The sequence below is a fragment of the Citrobacter sp. L55 genome (genome assembly GCF_002850715.1).
Classification (GTDB): Bacteria; Pseudomonadota; Gammaproteobacteria; order Enterobacterales; family Enterobacteriaceae; genus Citrobacter; species Citrobacter braakii.
This window is the reverse complement of the sequence record NZ_KZ559406.1, coordinates 201204-220225: the sequence shown is the minus strand read 5'-3', so window position 1 is coordinate 220225 and position 19022 is coordinate 201204. Positions and strand designations below refer to the sequence as shown.

At 46.8% G+C, this 19022-nt stretch carries 17 protein-coding genes and 1 pseudogene; 2 read left to right on the top strand and 16 right to left on the bottom strand.

The window, feature by feature from the left end; all coding sequences use genetic code 11:
* A pseudogene (locus B9P82_RS17685) lies at positions 1-182 on the top strand (IS5/IS1182 family transposase); the annotation flags it as partial.
* A gap of 208 nt (positions 183-390) precedes the next feature.
* Here B9P82_RS17685 and brnQ read toward each other — a convergent pair.
* From brnQ to B9P82_RS17625, 11 genes are all read right to left on the bottom strand, one after another.
* Positions 391-1560 carry a branched-chain amino acid transport system II carrier protein gene (gene brnQ / locus B9P82_RS17680; RefSeq protein WP_101700706.1) on the bottom strand — a complete coding sequence of 390 codons (1170 nt, stop codon included), beginning with the start codon at positions 1558-1560 and terminating at the stop codon, positions 391-393.
* 85 nt (positions 1561-1645) lie between these two features.
* Entirely contained in the window at positions 1646-2452 is an 807-nt protein-coding gene (locus B9P82_RS17675; RefSeq protein ID WP_101700705.1) for a PhzF family phenazine biosynthesis protein, read from the bottom strand.
* Positions 2439-3095, bottom strand: a complete 657-nt coding sequence (locus B9P82_RS17670) for a helix-turn-helix transcriptional regulator (RefSeq protein ID WP_047358844.1) — start codon at positions 3093-3095, stop codon at positions 2439-2441. The genes B9P82_RS17675 and B9P82_RS17670 overlap by 14 nt, the downstream gene beginning before the upstream one ends.
* A 13-nt stretch (positions 3096-3108) precedes the next feature.
* Positions 3109-3471 (bottom strand): RidA family protein, encoded by a 363-nt coding sequence (locus B9P82_RS17665; protein WP_101700704.1) that lies wholly within the window; start codon positions 3469-3471, stop codon positions 3109-3111.
* 970 nt (positions 3472-4441) lie between these two features.
* Positions 4442-5497: an AbrB family transcriptional regulator gene (locus B9P82_RS17655; RefSeq protein ID WP_047417713.1), complete on the bottom strand. Its 1056-nt coding sequence runs from the start codon at positions 5495-5497 to the stop codon at positions 4442-4444.
* Between the two features lie 35 nt (positions 5498-5532).
* On the bottom strand, positions 5533-6765 hold the full coding sequence (locus tag B9P82_RS17650; RefSeq protein ID WP_075849150.1) for an ATP-grasp domain-containing protein: 1233 nt from the start codon (positions 6763-6765) through the stop codon (positions 5533-5535).
* Between the two features lie 8 nt (positions 6766-6773).
* Positions 6774-7403, bottom strand: a complete 630-nt coding sequence (locus tag B9P82_RS17645; protein ID WP_101700703.1) for a 2OG-Fe dioxygenase family protein — start codon at positions 7401-7403, stop codon at positions 6774-6776.
* A 146-nt stretch (positions 7404-7549) separates the two neighbouring features.
* Positions 7550-7753 carry a tautomerase family protein gene (locus tag B9P82_RS17640; protein ID WP_016152960.1) on the bottom strand — a complete coding sequence of 68 codons (204 nt, stop codon included), beginning with the start codon at positions 7751-7753 and terminating at the stop codon, positions 7550-7552.
* A 14-nt stretch (positions 7754-7767) separates the two neighbouring features.
* Complete coding sequence (locus tag B9P82_RS17635; RefSeq protein ID WP_047417697.1) at positions 7768-9108, bottom strand: hypothetical protein; 1341 nt, start codon at positions 9106-9108, stop codon at positions 7768-7770.
* A complete protein-coding gene (locus B9P82_RS17630) occupies positions 9098-10960 on the bottom strand; it encodes an FAD/NAD(P)-binding protein (RefSeq protein ID WP_047417694.1) in 1863 nt (620 codons plus the stop codon). The genes B9P82_RS17635 and B9P82_RS17630 overlap by 11 nt, the downstream gene beginning before the upstream one ends.
* A complete protein-coding gene (locus B9P82_RS17625; RefSeq protein WP_101700702.1) occupies positions 10957-12147 on the bottom strand; it encodes an MFS transporter in 1191 nt (396 codons plus the stop codon). The genes B9P82_RS17630 and B9P82_RS17625 overlap by 4 nt, the downstream gene beginning before the upstream one ends.
* A 108-nt stretch (positions 12148-12255) precedes the next feature.
* Here B9P82_RS17625 and B9P82_RS17620 point away from each other — a divergent pair, with 108 nt between their 5' ends.
* Entirely contained in the window at positions 12256-13128 is an 873-nt protein-coding gene (locus B9P82_RS17620; protein ID WP_016152964.1) for a LysR family transcriptional regulator, read from the top strand.
* Positions 13129-13504: 376 nt separating this feature from the next.
* Here B9P82_RS17620 and B9P82_RS17615 read toward each other — a convergent pair whose 3' ends face one another.
* The 5 genes from B9P82_RS17615 to B9P82_RS17600 all read right to left on the bottom strand — a co-directional run bounded on the left by B9P82_RS17615 (position 13505) and on the right by B9P82_RS17600 (position 18904).
* Positions 13505-14065 carry a hypothetical protein gene (locus B9P82_RS17615; protein ID WP_047417686.1) on the bottom strand — a complete coding sequence of 187 codons (561 nt, stop codon included), beginning with the start codon at positions 14063-14065 and terminating at the stop codon, positions 13505-13507.
* A 287-nt stretch (positions 14066-14352) separates the two neighbouring features.
* Positions 14353-15096, bottom strand: a complete 744-nt coding sequence (locus tag B9P82_RS17610) for an SDR family oxidoreductase (protein ID WP_101700707.1) — start codon at positions 15094-15096, stop codon at positions 14353-14355.
* Positions 15097-15385: 289 nt separating this feature from the next.
* Positions 15386-15547 (bottom strand): hypothetical protein, encoded by a 162-nt coding sequence (locus tag B9P82_RS28510; RefSeq protein ID WP_016152967.1) that lies wholly within the window; start codon positions 15545-15547, stop codon positions 15386-15388.
* A gap of 349 nt (positions 15548-15896) precedes the next feature.
* On the bottom strand, positions 15897-16901 hold the full coding sequence (trpS, locus tag B9P82_RS17605) for a tryptophan--tRNA ligase (RefSeq protein WP_101700701.1): 1005 nt from the start codon (positions 16899-16901) through the stop codon (positions 15897-15899).
* Between the two features lie 218 nt (positions 16902-17119).
* Positions 17120-18904 (bottom strand): sensor domain-containing diguanylate cyclase, encoded by a 1785-nt coding sequence (locus B9P82_RS17600; protein ID WP_101700700.1) that lies wholly within the window; start codon positions 18902-18904, stop codon positions 17120-17122.
* Between the last annotated feature and the right edge of the window lie 118 nt (positions 18905-19022).

Genomic DNA, 19022 nt, shown 5'->3' with positions numbered 1-19022 from the left:
GGACAACAGATTACAACCGTCGCTCGATAGCGGAAACGGCGATGTACCGGGTAAAACAGCTGTTCGGGGGTTCACTGACGCTGCGTGACTACGATGGTCAGGTTGCGGAGGCTATGGCCCTGGTACGAGCGCTGAACAAAATGACGAAAGCAGGTATACCTGAAAGCGTGCGTATTGCCTGAAAACACAACCCGCTACGGGGGAGACTTACCCGAAATCTGATTTATTCAACAAAGCCTACGCAATCTAAGGTCTGAAGTTGGTGGAGCTCGACCATTAAGTTATTTTTTATCGATGTTAGCTTCTGGCTCGAAGCAGACAGGCCAACTGATTGCCTGGTCTGCTTTGAGCGAAAATGAAAAGACATCTTCCGAACTTGCGGCTGTTCATTCAGGATTTTACAAACAAGCTCATTATTCCCACTGCCAGGGCGCTATAGAAAAGCAACTGATACAGATTCGTCGGCACTTCTGTCCATTTTCTAACGATGCCCAGCGCGATCACGACCAGCGCAGCCGGGTAAATGGCGCACAGCACGGGAACCGCCATTGCGGTGAGGGAATTCAGTCCCAGCACGGCAAGTGCTGCTGACACCATCAGGGAGAGCGTCACCAGCAGCCCATAAGACGCACCGGTCGTCTGGTTGAAATAGCGCGCCGTTCCGGTCGTCAGACCAATGGCCGTGACCAGACAGGCGAGGGTAATGATCGCCGCCAACAACACCCGGCCATAAACGCCAAAAACAGTCTCGACATAGGCGCTCATCACCTGCATACCGTTCGTTGCGCCCCGCACCGGGCTGTGGGACCCCATCGACAGATAGCAGATATAAATCACGTTCAGACCTGCAGCGGCGATAAAGGCTGCGGCGGTGGAATGGGTGAAGATGCCCCGCGGATGGTGGATCCCGCGCTGCTTAAGCGTGTGGGTGATAATGGCGCCAAAGCACAGCGCACTGATCACATCCAGGGTCTGATAACCGTTGACAAACCCTGTATCGAATGCGCGAGTTTGATACGCGGTTGTGGCGGTCGTGAGGTCACCAATCGGATGTAACCAGGCACATATGCCGATAAAAATCAGGGCACTAATTTTAATGGGCGAAAGGAAGAAACCGACGATTTCCAGCAGTTTTCCGGGTTTAGCCAGCGTCGCGCCAGCAAGGCCAAAGAACGCGGCGGAAAATATAATCTTCTGCATCAGGGAACTAGCTGCGCCATCGGTGATGACCTCGTAGCTAATCGTAGCGGTGCGTGGCGTACCAAATAAAACCCCCAGCGTTAAAAAGCAAATGCCAATAAAAATCAGGCTCGGCCATTTGCCTAAGGGTTTCGTTAATTCCGCGATATCACCGCCATTAATGGCAAGGGAAATAATCGCCAGCGCCGGGAACAGAACCGCTGTGATGATAAAGCCAAAGCCTGCATTAAAGGCGTTTGCGCCAGCCTGCATGCCGACCAGCGGCGGGAATATAATATTGCCTGCACCCAAAAAAAACGCAAGGGTCATCCCGCCAAGAGCCATTGTCTCTGGCAATGAAAGTCTGGTGTTTGCTGTCATTATTAACTCTTATTTTATATAAACATCATGCTTTGGAAGGCGTGGTCATTATATGCCTGGTTACCGTTCCGGTCATACATCGTCATTACAACTGGAATATTCCTTCGATGGTCATACGAGCGAAGCCATGCAATTCCACGCGCCCGTCATCCCGAACCACGCAGCGCAACGCCCCTTTACGCTTCCCGCCTTGTTGAGCGGTCAGGACATTTTTACCCGTACGCGCCGCCCAGAACGGGGCGAGGAAAGTGTGTGCCGACCCGGTGACGGGATCTTCGTTCACGCCGACCTGCGGGCCGAACCAACGGGACACAAAATCAAACTGGTTATCAGCGGCGGTCACGATCACGCCGCGGGTGTCGAATACCGCCAGCTTGTTGAAGTCAGGATTAAGCCCGTCGATGATGGTTTTGTCATCGACCAGTACAATCAGATCGTCCGATTTCCACACCCCGATAACACCGTCGGTAATGCCGAGGGCTGCCAGCAGCCCATCAGGAGTATCAATCTTTATGGCCGATTTAGCCGGGAAGTCCACGCAGAGTTCGTCCCCGTTCTTACTCACCGTCAACAGGCCGCTGCGGGTGTGGAAGCTGATAGTTTCTTGTTGGTAGCCAAGCTTGTTGAACAGCACCCAGGATGCAGCGAGAGTGGCATGACCGCACAAATCCACTTCAACCGCAGGCGTACACCAGCGCAGTTGATAACCCTCCTCGAACGGCACAAAAAACGCGGTTTCAGAAAGATTATTCTCCGTGGCGATGGCTTGCAGAACAGCGTCAGGCAGCCACGCAGTTAACGGACAAACGCCCGCCGGGTTGCCGCCAAAAGGTTGAGAGGTGAAAGCATCAACCTGATAAAAAGGAATTACTGTGGTGTCAGACTTTGTCATTTAATTTATCCAGATAGTTGTAAACGGTGTATCGGGTGACGCCCAGCGCTTTAGCGACATGATTAACGCTGCCTTTAATCTTGAAAAAGCCCTGAGCATGTATTTCAGAAATAACCCGTTTTCTGAAATCAATTTTATTTTCTGAACCCGTGGGTCTGAATTTCGAAATAACGTCATCCAGAGATTTATCCTGAATATCACCTAGCGGATTTTCCGGCGTTTCAGCCGCGGCGGCCGGATGGAGTAAATAGTCCAGGTCGCGTTTGAGTTTTGATACCACATCCATATCGACGTTAATGCAAAAAGCCACTAACGGCACGCCGTCCTTGCTGTAATAAATCGTCGATGCGCTATTCAACGTGGTGCCAGAGAGAGTGGTGGTGGTATATCCACTGAATACCTGACTGGGAACACGCTGCGAAGCATCCAGTAAACCTAAAAATCCCGTGTCATTTTCCGGGCCGGACAACAGCGCATCACCGGGTTTCCTGCCGCTGACGTGTCCATTAATGATGTTTATCACGGACGATTCGGGGCGGGTAAGGTCATGCAGAACCGCTTCTGTGTTTAAGGGAAGCGTGGTTCTCAATGCCTCAAGCGAAGCCGTCAAAATAGTGATTAAACGTTCACGTTCGTCTTTCATTTTGCTCCCTCCATCAGACAACGGCCTGGACTTCTATTTCGACGTCTAAATCAAATGCAAGGTGGCTGGTGACGACGCTCCTTGCGGGGAAACCTTCCGGGAAGAACGCGCTGTAAGCAACATTGAACTCGCTAAAGTGCTCCATGCTGCTTAACCAAACCTGGACTTTCACAATGTGGTTCAGCGTCGTATGCGCCCGCGCCAGAGTTTCCCGGATGGCGTGCATGATATGCCGGGTCTGCTGGGTGACAGGTCCATACAACGGTTCACCTTCGGGGCTCATGGCGACATGGTCTGAAAGAAAAACAAACCCGTTCACCTGCACGGCGTCTGAAAAGGGAAAAGGCTTGGTCGTGGGGTAGCGTACGATAGACATGTGTCAGATTTGCCCTAAAGAAAGTGTAGTAGCACGGTAGCATGACTTAATTTTAAATTAAACAAAATTATTATTTTAAACATTTGTTGATTTCGTGGCTTTCATGCCTCTCCACTAACAGAGCATCGACAGATACTTTGTTGACGGGATGGGACATGCTCTGAACCGCGTTTAAGTTCTGTAAGGACAAGCTCGTCTGTTTCTGGTACTGAACGGATAAGCTAACTGAGCGAATGTCCGTAGTGGGCGAGGAGCGGACATTGGACCTTCCAAACTTACAAGGTAATCTAATTTGCAAGGTTATGGCGGGATAAATGGACAGAATTGGCAGATTTTGCAGAAGTTATGCATCAAGGAATAATTTTCATGTGCCGTAGGCAATACCGCGCTTTGAGCCGGTTTTGAAATTCAGTTGTACTCTCGACCTTCAGTAAGTATTTCCGCTTCTAAGCCAAATGGAGACTTTAATTTATCTTGATAAACACCGCCAGTTAGTTTGAAAATGGTGCAATTTCTCAACACAGGGTTTACCCAGATGGCTATGTCACCACCTCCTATTTTTGAAGGCAACGACTATTACAGCGTCTCTGAAGAATTTTTTAGCAAATTACCAGCTGATCTAAGAGCGCCTTTTGAACAAATAATGAAGAAAGGGGCGGAGATTATTAGCGGTTGCGATAAAGAGATTGAAAGTCTGATTAGACTTATAAAGGTAATACCTACTACAACAAGCCTTAGTTACATTTATCGTCGGCTTCGTACGACCAAGTTTGAAATCACTACTGAATCGATGATGGAACAGGAGATGTTAACAACCGCTTTTGTGGTCAGCTACGCACGTTTGTTCGCCAAAAGCAATGGCACTTGCGTTCTCCCGCGGAATGATCTCCCTGTCCACCTACGGGCTGTTCATGATGAGCTGTATAAAATTCGCAACGAACGTTATGCTCATAACGGAGGTCATAACCCCCTACAGCGGCCTCGTCGGCTTACTGGTTTTAGCGCTATTACCTTCTATAACCTCTCTTTTGCGGTAGATAACTATTGCAGGGATCGTTTGGATGAGCAACATGCGTATAATATGGCTTGCCATCACAAAACTCGCATTCGCGTTAAGCGCCAGTGCCGCAAAGGACATTGATTCCACGCTCCCGGGAACCCAGGAGAGCATCAATAAATAAAATGGATAATCCAGAAGATGCGCCGCTGTAAATGCCATCATGACCGTCACACCCAGTCCAATAGCAATGAGCTGTATTGAAGACCAAAGATGACGCAAAAATGCAGTCAACGTAAACGCAATAAAATGATGCCCCAGTAATATGCCCATCAGGATCATACTGAACTGATTGAAAATATCGGGAAAAAACACAGTCTGAGATGACAAAGGGTGCAGGAGTGCTGCACAAAGCAACGACGTGATCATAAAGGGCGCAGGAAAGTGGAAGCGTTCAAGGCATTTGCCCAACACATAGCCCGCAAAGACAATACCCAATAGCCAGAGCACATTAGTCGTTGCAAACAATACAGGCGGCATGGCCATATGGGTTTGCGCACCGCCGGTAATATATCCGGCAAATAAGGTCAATGTGATGAGCCGTAGCGAGTGCGAAATGATAATTTTTTGCGGCGGCGTTTTAACATGGGACGCTAGCGCTAATACCGCTGCCATTGCCCCCGGAACGGCGCCCAATAACGCCTCTTCCTTACTCCAACGTAATCGGTGAATACACCACAAGTAGCATGCGGTGAATTGCAGGGATAAGCATACTAATAACAACACCAGTAAAAATGCGATATTTCCTTGCGCCCCAAAAGAAAAATCGCGAAATAAAAGACCAATTGACGTACCAAGAGAGAGTTGAATCACCGTCAGGCTGCCCGGCAGTACTGGCACAGAAAGACCGGTACGTTTTAACACCAGCACGGTAATAAGGGGGCCAAACATCATACCTAACGGAACGTTGCAATAGGTAAAACCCAACCCAGCCAGGATACAAAGAGCAAAACCTAACAATAATTTCATACACCTTTCTCCTGGCTACCGGGAGTGTTAAATACTCAGTGAACGGTTTCGTTAACCCAAAGGGTATTTTCAGCAACCCATTGGGTCAATGCATCAAGACGTTCGTGTATTTCCCGGCTGGACTCCGCTTGAACAATAGCACTCACGATCTCGCCATTTGTTAATTTCATCGCGTCATATTGGCGGCCGACGACACCTGTTGCCCGATATTTAACCACAAAAGGCAATGGACATTTTTCCGCAATAGAGAGGAGCGTGCCCTGTGCAGGCGGCACATTTAATTGGCCAACCCGTAAAACGGGTTGTCTTTGCGATAAATCCTGCGGATAGATTTCGCATAAACTGGCTTTAAGCCAGGTCATTCGAGGATCAAGACCAAAAGCGGCCCCTAATTCTTCATTGACAAAGCAGCCACCTAATCGGCAAGCAAGCTCGCCAAAAATAATGTTGTTATCTTTATCAACAAAAACTTCAAGGTGAAGCAATGCGTTTTCTTCCGTTGGAAAAACCTCTTCAGCAAGATATTTGGTGTAGGCAATCAGTTTACGATGCAGCGGCGTGTCATCTTCCATAACCAGACCTAATGTTTTCCCGGATAGAAAATCCAGGCAGGAGACGGTTGCACGAGATGCAGAAACAAATATTGCCTTTCCTTTTAAATACAACGCATTAATTTGATAAGCTTCGCCTTCGATAAATTTTTCAATGAGCAGATTGTGATACTCTGGCGGCTTAACCTGCGCCAGATATTTATAAAGCTGGCCTTCATTTTTAAGAACCACCACGCCCTGTGATCCACGCCCATCATTAGGTTTGATGACGCAGGGATATCCCTGTTCGGCAATGAATCGCGCCATCGCAGTCGCACTGTCGACGCGTGCCATAGCAGGAACCGCTAACTGATGAGACTGAACAAGCGATTTCATCATAAATTTATCACGGAAGAACATGGCCTTTTTTTCACGGTCGTGTGTCAAACCCAGACGATCGCTGATTCGCGCGGCCCTCAGAACATCGATTTCGGCGAGGTAAAAGATACCCGTTGCTTTATTGTCTTGGGCGTAGTGGTAAATATCCATTTCCACGAAGGGATTATCATTAAAGTTTTCATAAAAAAGGAAAGAAAAACCTGCCCCCATATGATCAAGAATATTATCGATCTGGCTTGCGCACGTTGCAATCAGAACCGGGGCCACTGATTGCAATGACTGCCACTCTTCACGTGAGTGCTGAAAAATAATTTTTGGTGGACACAGCAAGATATTCATTGTTTTTCTCATTCAATATCAAATGTAATGACAAATACATCCCGATAACCTTTTCCTGGCAACAAAGGAACCACTGCCGCGGTATAATGCTGATAATTCACATCATTGAATATTACTGCATCGCCCGCATGCAGTTTGAACGTAGAGGCATCATTGCCCCCATCATGATTAGGAATAAGCGTGGTTTCTCCACCAGTCACATTCTCAATTTCGTTGCAATAGATTGCAATGTACTTAAAACCATCTTTATGAATACCCTCTGGAGCGGGATATCCAGGCCTTCGGTCATCTGTCGTTATTCTTATTTGATGAATGCCAATATTGTAAGTCGTGTCTGGAAGCAATGGCAAAAGCTTACGAAACACCAGATTCATCACTTCTTCAGCAACGTCTTGTTTTATTTCTGGGTATTTTCTTGCAATGCCACCAGCGTAATTGTTCAGTTTTTCCGCTTGAAAAAACTCACCCACTGCGCACAGATCAAAATACTTTTCACGTCCGGCCCTGGCCTGCATGTAACTTCTGAACCGAAAAATACCATCTTCAGCCTTAAGCCATGGATCGGGTAGTAATTCATCAAAACTATTTTTGACTTTCGCTGAAGTCTTCCCCAGTAGAATATGATGATAGGCGTGCATAGATAACGTCCTTAATACGGTAGATTGAGCAGTCTACTTATAAGATATGAAATGCATATCCAACAATAAATAATATTGCAGACTCTTTTATACTGATAATCTATGGGCAAAAGTAAGGAGGCAGGCTCCTTACTTTTTAAATAACTCTACTTGCTTTTTTTACGTAACTCCGTCACTGGCACGCCACCAATTCCCCAGTTATCAGTCTCCACTTCATCAATGACCACGATGGTTGTGCTGGGGTTTTTATTCAGGACATCAACCAATAGTTGTGTCACTCCCTCCATTAATTTTTTCTTTTGCTGATCGGTAGCACCTTCATTAGTAATTTTAATATTTACGTAGGGCATGTGAACTCCTTTTATTAGATAATTTTTGACATTGCACCAAGATAAACAAGTGCAAAGAGATTAAACGATAGAACATAACCGTAGTGCATTTTAAAACTGGTGTTACTGGGTGATACATTCAGACTGTTTGCGGCGAAAATAGCATTGATCGATACGGGAGAAATAAGCTGAGTTGCAATAAATAAGCAAATCCATATCTGATAATCAACCATCCCCCCCGTAAGATAATCAGAAAATATCGACCATGCGATACTAAAGATAATCAGTGGATGGATACCTAATAAACCAAAAAGCGGTACGATGAACAAAATAATCGCGTAGATCTGCAACGTTGTCAGCCCGCCAACATAAGCAGTGATACCCTCAGGTACATGGGAAAAAAGCAGCCAACAAACTGAGGTCAACACACTACAGCTTAAAAGCAACAATACCTCACCGGATATATTCTGTGCTGATTCAGTTAATTGCTCAGCCCAGGGTTTATCCTTTTTAACCAGATGATCGACAACAAAGAGCACGACTGCTGTAAAGGCAATACTTTGCAGTGAATTAAGATTCAGTACCGTTAATGAAAAAATGAATACTCCCCAGAACAGACCTACACATAGCAGGATATACCGCATCCCATCACGGCTGGGTGTCACCGTCTCGTTTTCAGCGATTACCGTCACTTTTGCGCTTTGGTTGAACAAGATACTGAATAAAAAGAGAGGGATACCCACCAGCATCGCCTTAAGATGCGGTACGTCAGGCATTGCCGCCCAAACGGCAGCAGCGCCGATGGTGGTTGGCATCAGTACCATCGTAATGCATACGGTGCGCGTAATAATCTTTGCCAGGTTGAATCTTGGCCCAATAACTGACTTGAGGCCATCGAGCAGCAATGATATTGCCCCCAGACTCATTGGCCATGTTAAGAACGCCGTCAATAACGTAACCCCAAAAGTCATGTTCGATGTTTTTCTACGCGAAAAATATCCTCCCAGAACAGCTGTAAAATTAAGAGAGGCCATGACTTGTCGTAATAAGGCAATACCAACAAGCAGTAAAATCACATCAAAATATCGCGAAAAAATTGCAGGGAGCACAATGCCTTTCAGGTTGTTTGTAGCAAGAAGAAACATCATCGAGCAGAGAAAAATAATCACACCACTTCTGGCGGATGATTTTTTTGACCAGAAAGCAAATGTCGATGCGAAGTAGAGCACGGCGGTAACTCCCGCAATAGCCGACATCGCCGCATGTTTATCCGTCAACGCACAAGCGAACAGAAATACCAGCAATGATGTTATCGCTAACGCAGGTTGCAATGATTGCCACGCCTTGCCACGGGCCTGGATTTGCTCAGTCTGCATTTATCGCTACCTCTGGCTGAGCCTGCCGCACCATCATTTGATGATACATATCTGCGACACAACGGCCTGCATCAACCAGGAATCTTGAATTAACCAGCGGACGTGGCAGGACGTAGGTGTAAAAATTCGCGCCTTCCGCAGGATTGCCCAGCACCCAAAAAGTCGTCTGCGCTTCCCCCATGCGATTAATAGGATGCTGGCATTGATCGATATCCAGCCCACCCGGGTGATACCCCTCATTCATAAATGGACGAACAATACCATTGGCTGTCATATTTCTGATTAACGGTGAAGCGTCATGTAGTGGCGAAAAACTGGCAATTTTCGCCTTGATTAAAACATCAGCCTGAATCTCAGTACTCTCTTCTTTAAAAGGTGAGTGAACTTCGAATTTTCCTTCGCAGTCGTTCAATACTAACCTTGAATCTTTACCACCGGCCAGACTCACCACATTCGCTTCCATTAATGCTAATAGTTGTTCATTTCTTAACTTCGGCGGGCCAACGGCAATGCGGTTAAAAATGGGATTAAAATGCTCAAGGAAATACTGATGTGACCGCGATTCAAGCCCTGAATTATCAATCGCTTCTCGTAAAATATCCCTGACATCACGAATAATGTCTGTCGCCGCTTTGATCGGGCCATGGACATTGCCCTCCTCAGACTCCTGGAGATCTTTACGCAGGAAATACATAAACCATTGAGTATAATCCTTTAAACTCAGATGTTCCTGCGATTGATGTGGATAAAGCACACTGTCAATTACCGCGATGTCTTCAGCGCTCGGTTCATAAGAGCCAGCATCTAACCACTGCCCATTTAGGGTTGAACGATAGGCATAACACATTTCTTTATGCAGTAAGGGGAAAACTTGTTCAAGAAAATCGATTTTTGAAGATCCTTTCTCAAACACATTTTTCAACCGCAATTCTCTGATAGCCATTGCCGTTAAGAAGCGTGGGGAGTACTGCCCAGAAACGCCTTTTTGATTCGCGCCGCGACTGCTAAAAGGTAGAGCCTTACGTGAATAGATAAAAATACCCGGTTCTTTTCCGGAAGGATGATAGCGAAGCTCACCATCTTCCCGGCTAAATTTTCCACCCCTGCCGATAGTGAGTTGCGAAATGACATCATAGGCAGTCAGACCAATACCCTGAACAATCACATTTGATTCCGCTGTTATTTTATTCAAATTATTTATTGGATAAGGAGTCGAATAGTAGTCCAGGCGTTCATTTTTCTTATAATTATTGGCAATAAATCGTTCAACAAGATGATCGTCAAACGTTTTGGCGTTGTCGCTGTGACCAGTGGTTAAATAGACGTAATCGGCCACCACACGCTGACTGTCTTCCAAGACAATAATAGACTTCGCATCGTCCTGAATCAGAATGTTGTTGGCCTGCTGATTTATCTGTGTAACCGAGATATTGTCAGGCAAACTTTTGATAATTTCGTGATAAAACCAATTTAAGTATTCACCTAATAATCGACGAGGTAAATAATCGTTGGCGTCAATTGGTTTGCCAGCCACGTCTTTTAAATAACGGCCATCAACATTTTTATAGCCCTGCTCATTAGCCCACTGATGAAAACATGGCCCTGAACGGAAAGATCCGGCATTTTTTACCGTCGCATCACCAAATAATGTTATCTGGCAAGCAACGGTGTTAACCAATAAATGGTCGGGCTGCGATAAACTGTGCGCACCTACACCCATCGCATTTTTATCAACGATAACAATATTAATATGTTCATTCTGTTTACGTTGTGCATGCTGAGCACAAATCCTTTCCAGAATACTAAGCCCCCGAGGCCCCATTCCTATAATAGCAACGGTTGTCTTTTTCATTCTTTGCTCCAACTTTGAGAGTATTTAACTTTGCTGTGTTGAACATAGCTAATCCCTGCTGCGATAAATAACGCACAAGCGCCAGATAATATTGAAATAGTCATCCCGTTTTTATTGTTCTGAAACGCACTCACGATTAATGGTCCGGCAATTTGCCCAATGCCATATGTTAACGTCACCAGACCCAGAAGATTAATTTTCTGTGGTGCAGAAATCTTTTTCGCGAGTGGCATAACGAGAGAACTGGTTCCCATGAAAGTTGCACCAAAGCCAATACAACTCAAGGTCAATAAAAGCGGGGAATGGATAAACGAGGCCATCACAACGCAGCTCGCCTGCACAATTAAGTTAACACTCAGGCAGGACAATATGCTCCACTTGCGTGCAGCCCATAACCAACCATAGCATCCTGGGATAACGGCAAGGCCAACAATAGACCAGATATGGTTGGCCAGAAATTCATTACCCACTCCCCGGGCCATTAAAGGGAGATAAGTAGCTACAATGATATAACCGAAGCCTGCCAGTCCATATAACAATGCTAAATTCCACCACTGGATGTTCGGCTCGGATGACGAAGCTTTTTTCTGAGGAGGTAGAACGTGTTTATTTGCAGGCAGCAAGATAATCAGCGCGATGAAGAGTACAGCTGAAATGATTGACGCGCCGATCCATAGTAGCTTTGAATTTAATGCATATGCGATACCGGCTATAACATATTCATTGCCTATAAAAATACCCACCCCGACGCCGGCAAACAAAGAAGCAATGACAAACGGATTATGGGTATGCTGTAGCATAAGCATCGACCCGAATATCATCATGCCTGCGCTGGCAACACCGGCGATAAATCGAATAACAATTACTATATCAGGGTGCGTGACTACTGCCATCGCAAAAATAAGCAGGCCGGTGACTAATGCAGCACAAATTAACATCGTTTTGATATTCTTCAGGCCACCAAAAATACCAAACGAGAACAGGAGGCTGCCAACCAGGTATCCGGCGTAATTCGCGCTTGCGATTAACGATAATTGCGAAAAATTAAAAATGCCTTCAAGCAACATGACCGGCAGCATCGGAGTATATAAAAACCGACCAATTCCCATCCCCAGCGTTAAAACAATCATACCGAAGACAGCCGTGCTCAACTGGCGATGGCCAATAACATTGTGATCAAGATCCATTTTTCAGGCTCAATATGTCAATCAGATTTGATTGTTATGTTACATAAAGAAATGATAATAAAAAGTTAATAAAAATGACGAAAACCTTCACTTTGAGTGACAGACACGATGAACAGTACCTCATTAAATTTGTTTAAAACCGTCGCGGAAACCGGCTCTATCACCGCAGCAGCCCGTAATCTGCACTGCGTTTCTTCAAACGTCACGACGCGGCTCAAGCAACTGGAGTCCAGCCTGGATGTTTCGTTGTTTGTTCGCGAGAAGAATCGTCTTCACATCACCCCTGAAGGTGAACTGCTTCTGCGTTACGCTAACAAAATCCTCGCGCTTTTAGACGAAGCCGAGTTGTCTATGCAGGGAACGAAAGCGGCTGGCCCTCTGCGCATTGGCGCAATGGAAACCACTGCCGCCGTCCGACTTCCTGCTTTGCTGGCAAACTTCCACCGTGAAATGCCCTCCGTAGAATTAAACTTAAAAACGTCACCGACAGATGTGTTAGTTCGTCAGATCCAGAATAGTGAACTTGAAATTGCCTTCGTCGCTGACCACAAGGCGTTGCACGTAGACAATTCAAGGCTACAAACGCAGGTGCTGTGTCAGGAAACCCTGGTTCTGGTTACGGCCGCAGAGCATGGTGATGTCGTGACGGGAGCCGATCTGGAGGTGACAAGGCCGCTCGTCTTTGTGAAAGGATGTAATTATCGTTCCCGGCTTGGGCAATGGTTACGGCTACAAAATGTCGATTATGACGACCCGCTGGAGTTTGGTTCTTTTCAGGCAATACTTGGTTGCGTAAGTGCCGGAATGGGCATTGCATTATTGCCTGAGAGCGTCGTCAAACAGTATGAAACGAGCTTCCCCATACGGTGCCACTCTATTACTCCTCACATTGGTAATGTCAATACTATGATGATATGGCTTAAAAATCGTGAGGTTAGCCGGGTATTGAATTGCTTTGTTTCCTTTGTTTCATCCCACTGAGGTATTCCACAACCATATTGTGCCGTTAGGGCTTTTGGGCTGGTAAATACTCTATATGGATCTATTATCGATGCAGGCTTTCAGTTTCAGGATTGACTAATGCAATTTAATAGAGTTGCTGAAGATTTCTTTCCTGGGATTGGTCAAGAAATTTGACCACTGTTTTGTAGTAAGAACGACATCTGCTCTCTGATTCGTTCGTTGCCAGTCTGCCATTGGCACAAAGCGGCTATTCAGTCTGCTTAACTTTGTTTCCAGGTTCAAAGGGGGAACGATGAGGTTTTGGCAGAATATGCTTAAGTTAAATGCGAAAAGGAATTCAAATTGGATGGAGTTTTTCACACATGAAAGACATCTTTCAGGATGCAGGTAAAAATTACCGAACAAGCAGATTCTGCCAATCTGGATTCTCAATTTTATGGGAATAGGGCAGCATCGCACGATTAATCAGATCAAAGAATTCTGACTCCACCATCCTTACCGCTTTGCTTGTACCTGGCCCTTTCCATTCATCAAAGAGACGCCAGTAAAGCGATTTCAGCATATCGACCGCTGCCTCGAAAATCTTTACGTCAGGTTCAAACCAATGACACACCAGAAAATACATTTTTTGTTCTGCATCATGAATGGATGTGCACTGGGAAAGTTGACTCATAAATAGCTTTATCCAGACCAATGCTGCTGTTTTTAGCGGTGGCAGTACAATCCGCTGCTCTATCATGTATCGTGACAGATATAATTCAACCTCAGTACGTTCAGGTTGATTATCAAGACCAAGTGAAGCGAGAATTAAGAGAGTCACCGAATCATTTCCTTCGGTAATTTTATCTTCAGCCCATGCAATGATCAGGCAGTCCAGATTATCGTAGAGAAAGTGATATTTCCTTGAAAAAACAAGCAGTCCGAGCAGGTCATTGAGTGAGTATATACATGGCATCTGATGTTCTCTTTCCTGTATCGTTTACATGAACCTTGGCAATGCTCCTGTCTAAGGCCATCATTCATTTAACGGGTGGGGCTACGTATTCGAATGAAATGCCAGTTAACCTTAATTTTATCTTAACTATTGATATAAATACTATAAAGTGTAGTGACATACAGATTTTGACCACATAAGCCGAAGTGTGAGAAGTCCGCATCTGGCACGGAGCAGTCTGGCTGGCGACCTTCAAGAGCCGCTAGGTCAAGAACGGACGTTGAGCACGTTGTTAAACGTCACCAAATTCAGCCCCTGGAACTCAGTTTCTCGCGAGTTGGACCTTGAAAGTAGATACTACCTATATGGCAACTACGCGGTTGAGCGAGCACAAAACGAATTGTTTCCCAGACTGAGCGTCCATTTAATAAACGTTCCCCCATTCTGGATTGACTATCAACAAACGTATCTAACCCTGTAAGTTCGAAATCCGGTGGATACAACCCGGTCACACGTATATTTTCTTCGGACAACTGGTGTGACAGTTTAGATGTGAATCCGCTAAGCCCGTGTTTGCTGGCAAAAAAAGCGGGATGCGCAATTGAATCCGTAAAATTCGGAATCCCACATGAAGATATTATTGAGACGACATCCGCACTTTCTGAACGTCTTAACCCAGGCAACAATGCATGAGTCAGTAAAATCGCACCTGTCAGTCCTGAACTGACGGTATTGATAATTTCTGCGTCTGGTTGATCGTCTAACGTTCCTGACAGCCACTGGGCGGCATTGAGGATTAAAATGTCGATGGGCTTGTCTGAAGTTAACAACTGTGAAGAAAACTGCGAAAGGGATTCAGGCTGGGTTAAATCACAGATATATCCTTTTGCAATCCATCCTTCAGCCGCGATGATACTGCAAGTTTTTTGAATATCATCAGCACGCCGCGCGCAAAAATTCACCTCGACGCCTTCTCGCGCCAGCCACACGCACAGCGCCTGACCAAATCCTCCACCTCCACCCGTAATTACAGCTCTTTTACCTCTTAGCATCTTCATCCATCCTTTCTTTATGACTATGTGTGGATATAGATATACATGAGGAAGTGGATTGGCATCTTTCAATTAGTGCCATTTTCACATGAGGAATAGGGATAGGGGACTTGCAAAGCCAGCATCTGGCGCGGAGCGGACTGAGCGTTAGATTATTATATTCTCTGCAAGGATATGTATGCGCTATACACCAATTTTAATTGTGCTATTTAGTCAGTAAATTTGTTTAGAATACCATTCCTCTTCTGTTTATAAAGACAAGAAGAGGGATGTGCTAATCATTTAGATATCAGTAGCCTGCAGCCCTGTTGGCTTCTTTGATGCGATTGTTTCTTGCGTCTTTATCGTGTTGGTCTTTTGCCTGCATTATCCCACTTGCAGCATCCACCCAATCATTTGCGGTACAACCTGATAATACCATACTCAACATTAATGCAAACGCATACTTCATTTTAACTCCATCATTCATTATTGTATAAATAGCGTCTGTGTAATGCTCAATGTATTTAACGCTAATGCGGTTAATTTAACAAATAATCATATCTCAGGCAAGGTGAGGATTTCGAACCCGTACATGTAATGGGTAATTCATAATGATTAGTTGAAATAATTGAAGGTGCAGGGTAGAAATTACACTGCATAAAAAACGACATATCGTATTGCGTGGATTATTAAACAGCGAATTAATTAGCCTCTGTGACAGAGGTTATCTTTACGCGTCAACGCATAGCTGCGCCACTCCCGGCGATTGTCATTCGTCGGGAGCTATCTTTATTTATCGAACCAGTAGTACTTTGAGTTCAGAACACCGGCAAACCCAGCCCTTGCTTTACTTCTTTTAATGTCTGCTGCGTGACCTCGTGCGCCTCTTCGCTTCCTTTTTTGAGCATCGCCATCAGCATACCTTTATCCTGGATGTAGGTTGCCCGCCGCTCGCGCATCGGGGCGATAAGCTCCTGCAAGCACATCTCCAGCTCGTTTTTGCATGTCCGGTCACCCAGCCCGCCGCGCTGATAATGCGCTTTCATCTCCGCCACTTTTGTTTTATCCGGATGAAAAGCATCGAGGTAAGTAAATACCATATTGCCGTCAATCTGCCCCGGATCGGACACTTTTAGATGATTGGGATCGGTGTACATTGCGCTGACCGCATGATGAATAGCCTCTTCGCTGGCAGACAGGAGTAGTGTGTTGCCGAGCGATTTTGACATTTTGGCATTACCGTCGATCCCTGGAAGACGGCTGGTCTCACTCAGTAGCGCTTTACAATGCGACAAGACAGAGGTCGGTAACAGACTATTCATCTTATGCACGATCTCATTGGTCTGTTCGATCATGGGCAACTGATCGTCGCCGACGGGAACCACCTCGGCTTTGAAAGCGGTAATATCTGCTGCCTGGCTGATGGGATAAACCAGAAAGCCAACCGGTAACGAGCGGGCAAATCCTTTCTGCGCAATTTCGTTTTTGACCGTAGGATTTCGCTCCACGCGAGCCACGGTAACAATGTTCATATAAAGCGCGGTCAGCTCAGCGAGGGCGGGCAGGGCCGACTGCAGACAAATGGTGGTGAGTGACGGGTCGATTCCTGCGGCGAGGTAATCAGCCAGCACTTCGGGAATATTGTTGCGGATCTTTTGTGGTGTGCTGCCGTTATCGGTTAGCCCTTGCAGGTCAGCAACCAATATAAACTGCTGATAATCATGTTGCAGCGTGGCGCGCTGGCGCAGAGAGCCAACATAGTGGCCGAGATGCAGCGGGCCAGTGGGACGATCGCCAGTGAGGATGATAGTTTTGTTGTTCATGTAAGACTCCTTAATCAAAAAACCGAAAGGGGTCTTTAAATGCAAATAACCGCCTTTCGGCGGTTATTTAAAATGGGGAAAACACATTCTGACCGCCTTTAAGAAGGCAGCCACCACAGGTTGTGATTAAACGCGGTGATATCGTGTTTTGTGTTCATCCAGTCAACATATCACCGCCTGGCGCAGAGGTAAAGCAATGCACGGCGTACTGACGTATCTTAGCTCGCTTCCAGCATGCCAAAGCTCACGATGCGCGAACGGCCTAACTCTTTCGCGCGATACAGCGCCACGTCTGCGGCGCGCAGAAGGTTGTCGCTCTGGGCGTGCTGCGGATAGCTGGCAACGCCGATAGAGACATCAACGTGACCAATCTCTGAAAGTCCAAAGCGCAGCGACAGTTCGCGTACACCATTATAAATATCTGTCGCAAAGCGGTTGGCGGCCTGCTCATCCGTATTGGCCAGCAACACCAGAAACTCTTCACCGCCGTAGCGGAAGGCCATGCCGCTGTCATGGACAACGCGCTGAATAGTGGTGGCGATACTTTTTATCACGCTATCGCCCGCCTCATGGCCAAAGCGGTCGTTAATATTTTTGAAATGATCGATATCGATCATCAGGCAACTGATTGGCTCTTTGTTACGCACTGCCTGGCTCATCTGGGTGCGCAGCGTATCTTCCAGATGATGACGGTTGCGCAGGCCGGTTAGCGGGTCGTAGAGTGCTTTCTCCAGCAGCGCATCACGCAGGCGCTGGTTGGCTAACGCCAGACCGAGTGCTTCCGCCATCAGTTCCAGATACGCGCGAGAGGGAGCGGAATCATTGCTGAGGTTCTGGAATGAGAGCAGGCCGATGGCTTCACCCTGGGCAATCAGTGGCACGCACAGGGTATGCTGCTGGCATGATTCCGGTAGATGGTAGCAGGCGATATCGGGTTCGCCTTGCACCGGTGGATGGCTCTGACCGCGGCGCACTGCCCAGCATTCGTCCGGGTGGAAAGCATCCGCTTTGCCCTGCGGTGAAAGCCATTGCGCAACGCAGCGCATCTGCCAGGGCTCTCGATCCAGTATGTAAAGCCGCCCGGCAATACCGGGAGCAACATTCGGCGCAAACAGCTCTGCCACATTAATGACATCGGCAAAATTCTCGCAGCCTTGCAAACGTTGAGTCATACGTGCGAGCAGCTCGCGGATTGCCCAGTCGGCGTCTCGTTCTTTCTCCAGTCGCTGACGTGCCAGGCCGTTCTCGCGAAAAATGCGGATCGCCTGCGCCATATCGCCGATTTCATCGATCTGATTAAAGCTGGGTGTCTCAACGGCGTAATCCTGCGACGCCAGACGGTTAACCACATCGCTCAAACGCACCACGGGACGCAGTACACGGCGTTTTAAAATAAAGCCGAGAACGAACAAAAATAGCAGCGCCGTCAGCCCGACCATCACTTCCGAAGCCGTACGTAGCGTGCGCGATGTCTGAGTGGCATCTTCAATGGTGTTGCGTACGCGGCTGTCGAGTAACTGACGGAAATGATCTATCCGGTCCTGGGCTCGCTCCAGTTCCTGTTCATAGGATTTGCCATACAGCAGGGCGATGGCCTGCGACTCTTCTCCGCGCGCGACGCTGGCAAGCGCCGTAGCTTGCTCATCCTGCAGGGCATCAACAATCTGCAGCCCTTCATGCAATAGCGCCAGCTCTTCATCCGTCGCCCCAATATCTTTTAGTTTCGACAGCCGCTGTTCAACGGCTTTCAGCGACGCTTCTTTCTGGCGGTAGGCGTTAAGCGCTTCCGGGTCTTTTGCAATAACATATTCGCGTGCCAGACTGGACAGCGACCAGGCATCGAGCTCGACTTCTTCGGTCAGTTGATCGAATTGATAACGCTGCTCCACCACCTGGCGTTCGGTGTTATCGGCGCTGGAGGCCATCAACATGACAACGCCAGAGGCAATGGTCAGACACACCGTCGCGCTGTAGGCCCAGTTGGTGATTGTGGCAATTCGCACTGATTAGTTCCTTCTGCGACGATTAATGAATAAGCATGATTGAAATTATAGGAAACGTATGATTTTGCGTGAAAATAAAAAAGGCGGTCTCAGGACCGCCTTCTGTTATCGTCCTGCC

Excerpts from the sequence above, each read along its gene's own strand:
- B9P82_RS17650 (WP_075849150.1), bottom strand. The coding sequence starts at position 6,765 with ATGAATATCTTGCTGTGTCCACCAAAAATTATTTTTCAGCACTCACGT.
- B9P82_RS17665 (WP_101700704.1), bottom strand. The coding sequence starts at position 3,471 with ATGTCTATCGTACGCTACCCCACGACCAAGCCTTTTCCCTTTTCAGAC.
- B9P82_RS17610 (WP_101700707.1), bottom strand. The coding sequence starts at position 15,096 with ATGCTAAGAGGTAAAAGAGCTGTAATTACGGGTGGAGGTGGAGGATTT.
- B9P82_RS17635 (WP_047417697.1), bottom strand. The coding sequence starts at position 9,108 with ATGCAGACTGAGCAAATCCAGGCCCGTGGCAAGGCGTGGCAATCATTG.
- B9P82_RS17640 (WP_016152960.1), bottom strand. The coding sequence starts at position 7,753 with ATGCCCTACGTAAATATTAAAATTACTAATGAAGGTGCTACCGATCAG.
- B9P82_RS17645 (WP_101700703.1), bottom strand. The coding sequence starts at position 7,403 with ATGCACGCCTATCATCATATTCTACTGGGGAAGACTTCAGCGAAAGTC.
- B9P82_RS17615 (WP_047417686.1), bottom strand. The coding sequence starts at position 14,065 with ATGCCATGTATATACTCACTCAATGACCTGCTCGGACTGCTTGTTTTT.
- B9P82_RS17675 (WP_101700705.1), bottom strand. The coding sequence starts at position 2,452 with ATGACAAAGTCTGACACCACAGTAATTCCTTTTTATCAGGTTGATGCT.
- trpS (WP_101700701.1), bottom strand. The coding sequence starts at position 16,901 with ATGAACAACAAAACTATCATCCTCACTGGCGATCGTCCCACTGGCCCG.
- B9P82_RS28510 (WP_016152967.1), bottom strand. The coding sequence starts at position 15,547 with ATGAAGTATGCGTTTGCATTAATGTTGAGTATGGTATTATCAGGTTGT.
- brnQ (WP_101700706.1), bottom strand. The coding sequence starts at position 1,560 with ATGACAGCAAACACCAGACTTTCATTGCCAGAGACAATGGCTCTTGGC.
- B9P82_RS17625 (WP_101700702.1), bottom strand. The coding sequence starts at position 12,147 with ATGGATCTTGATCACAATGTTATTGGCCATCGCCAGTTGAGCACGGCT.
- B9P82_RS17670 (WP_047358844.1), bottom strand. The coding sequence starts at position 3,095 with ATGAAAGACGAACGTGAACGTTTAATCACTATTTTGACGGCTTCGCTT.
- B9P82_RS17620 (WP_016152964.1), top strand. The coding sequence starts at position 12,256 with ATGAACAGTACCTCATTAAATTTGTTTAAAACCGTCGCGGAAACCGGC.
- B9P82_RS17630 (WP_047417694.1), bottom strand. The coding sequence starts at position 10,960 with ATGAAAAAGACAACCGTTGCTATTATAGGAATGGGGCCTCGGGGGCTT.
- B9P82_RS17655 (WP_047417713.1), bottom strand. The coding sequence starts at position 5,497 with ATGAAATTATTGTTAGGTTTTGCTCTTTGTATCCTGGCTGGGTTGGGT.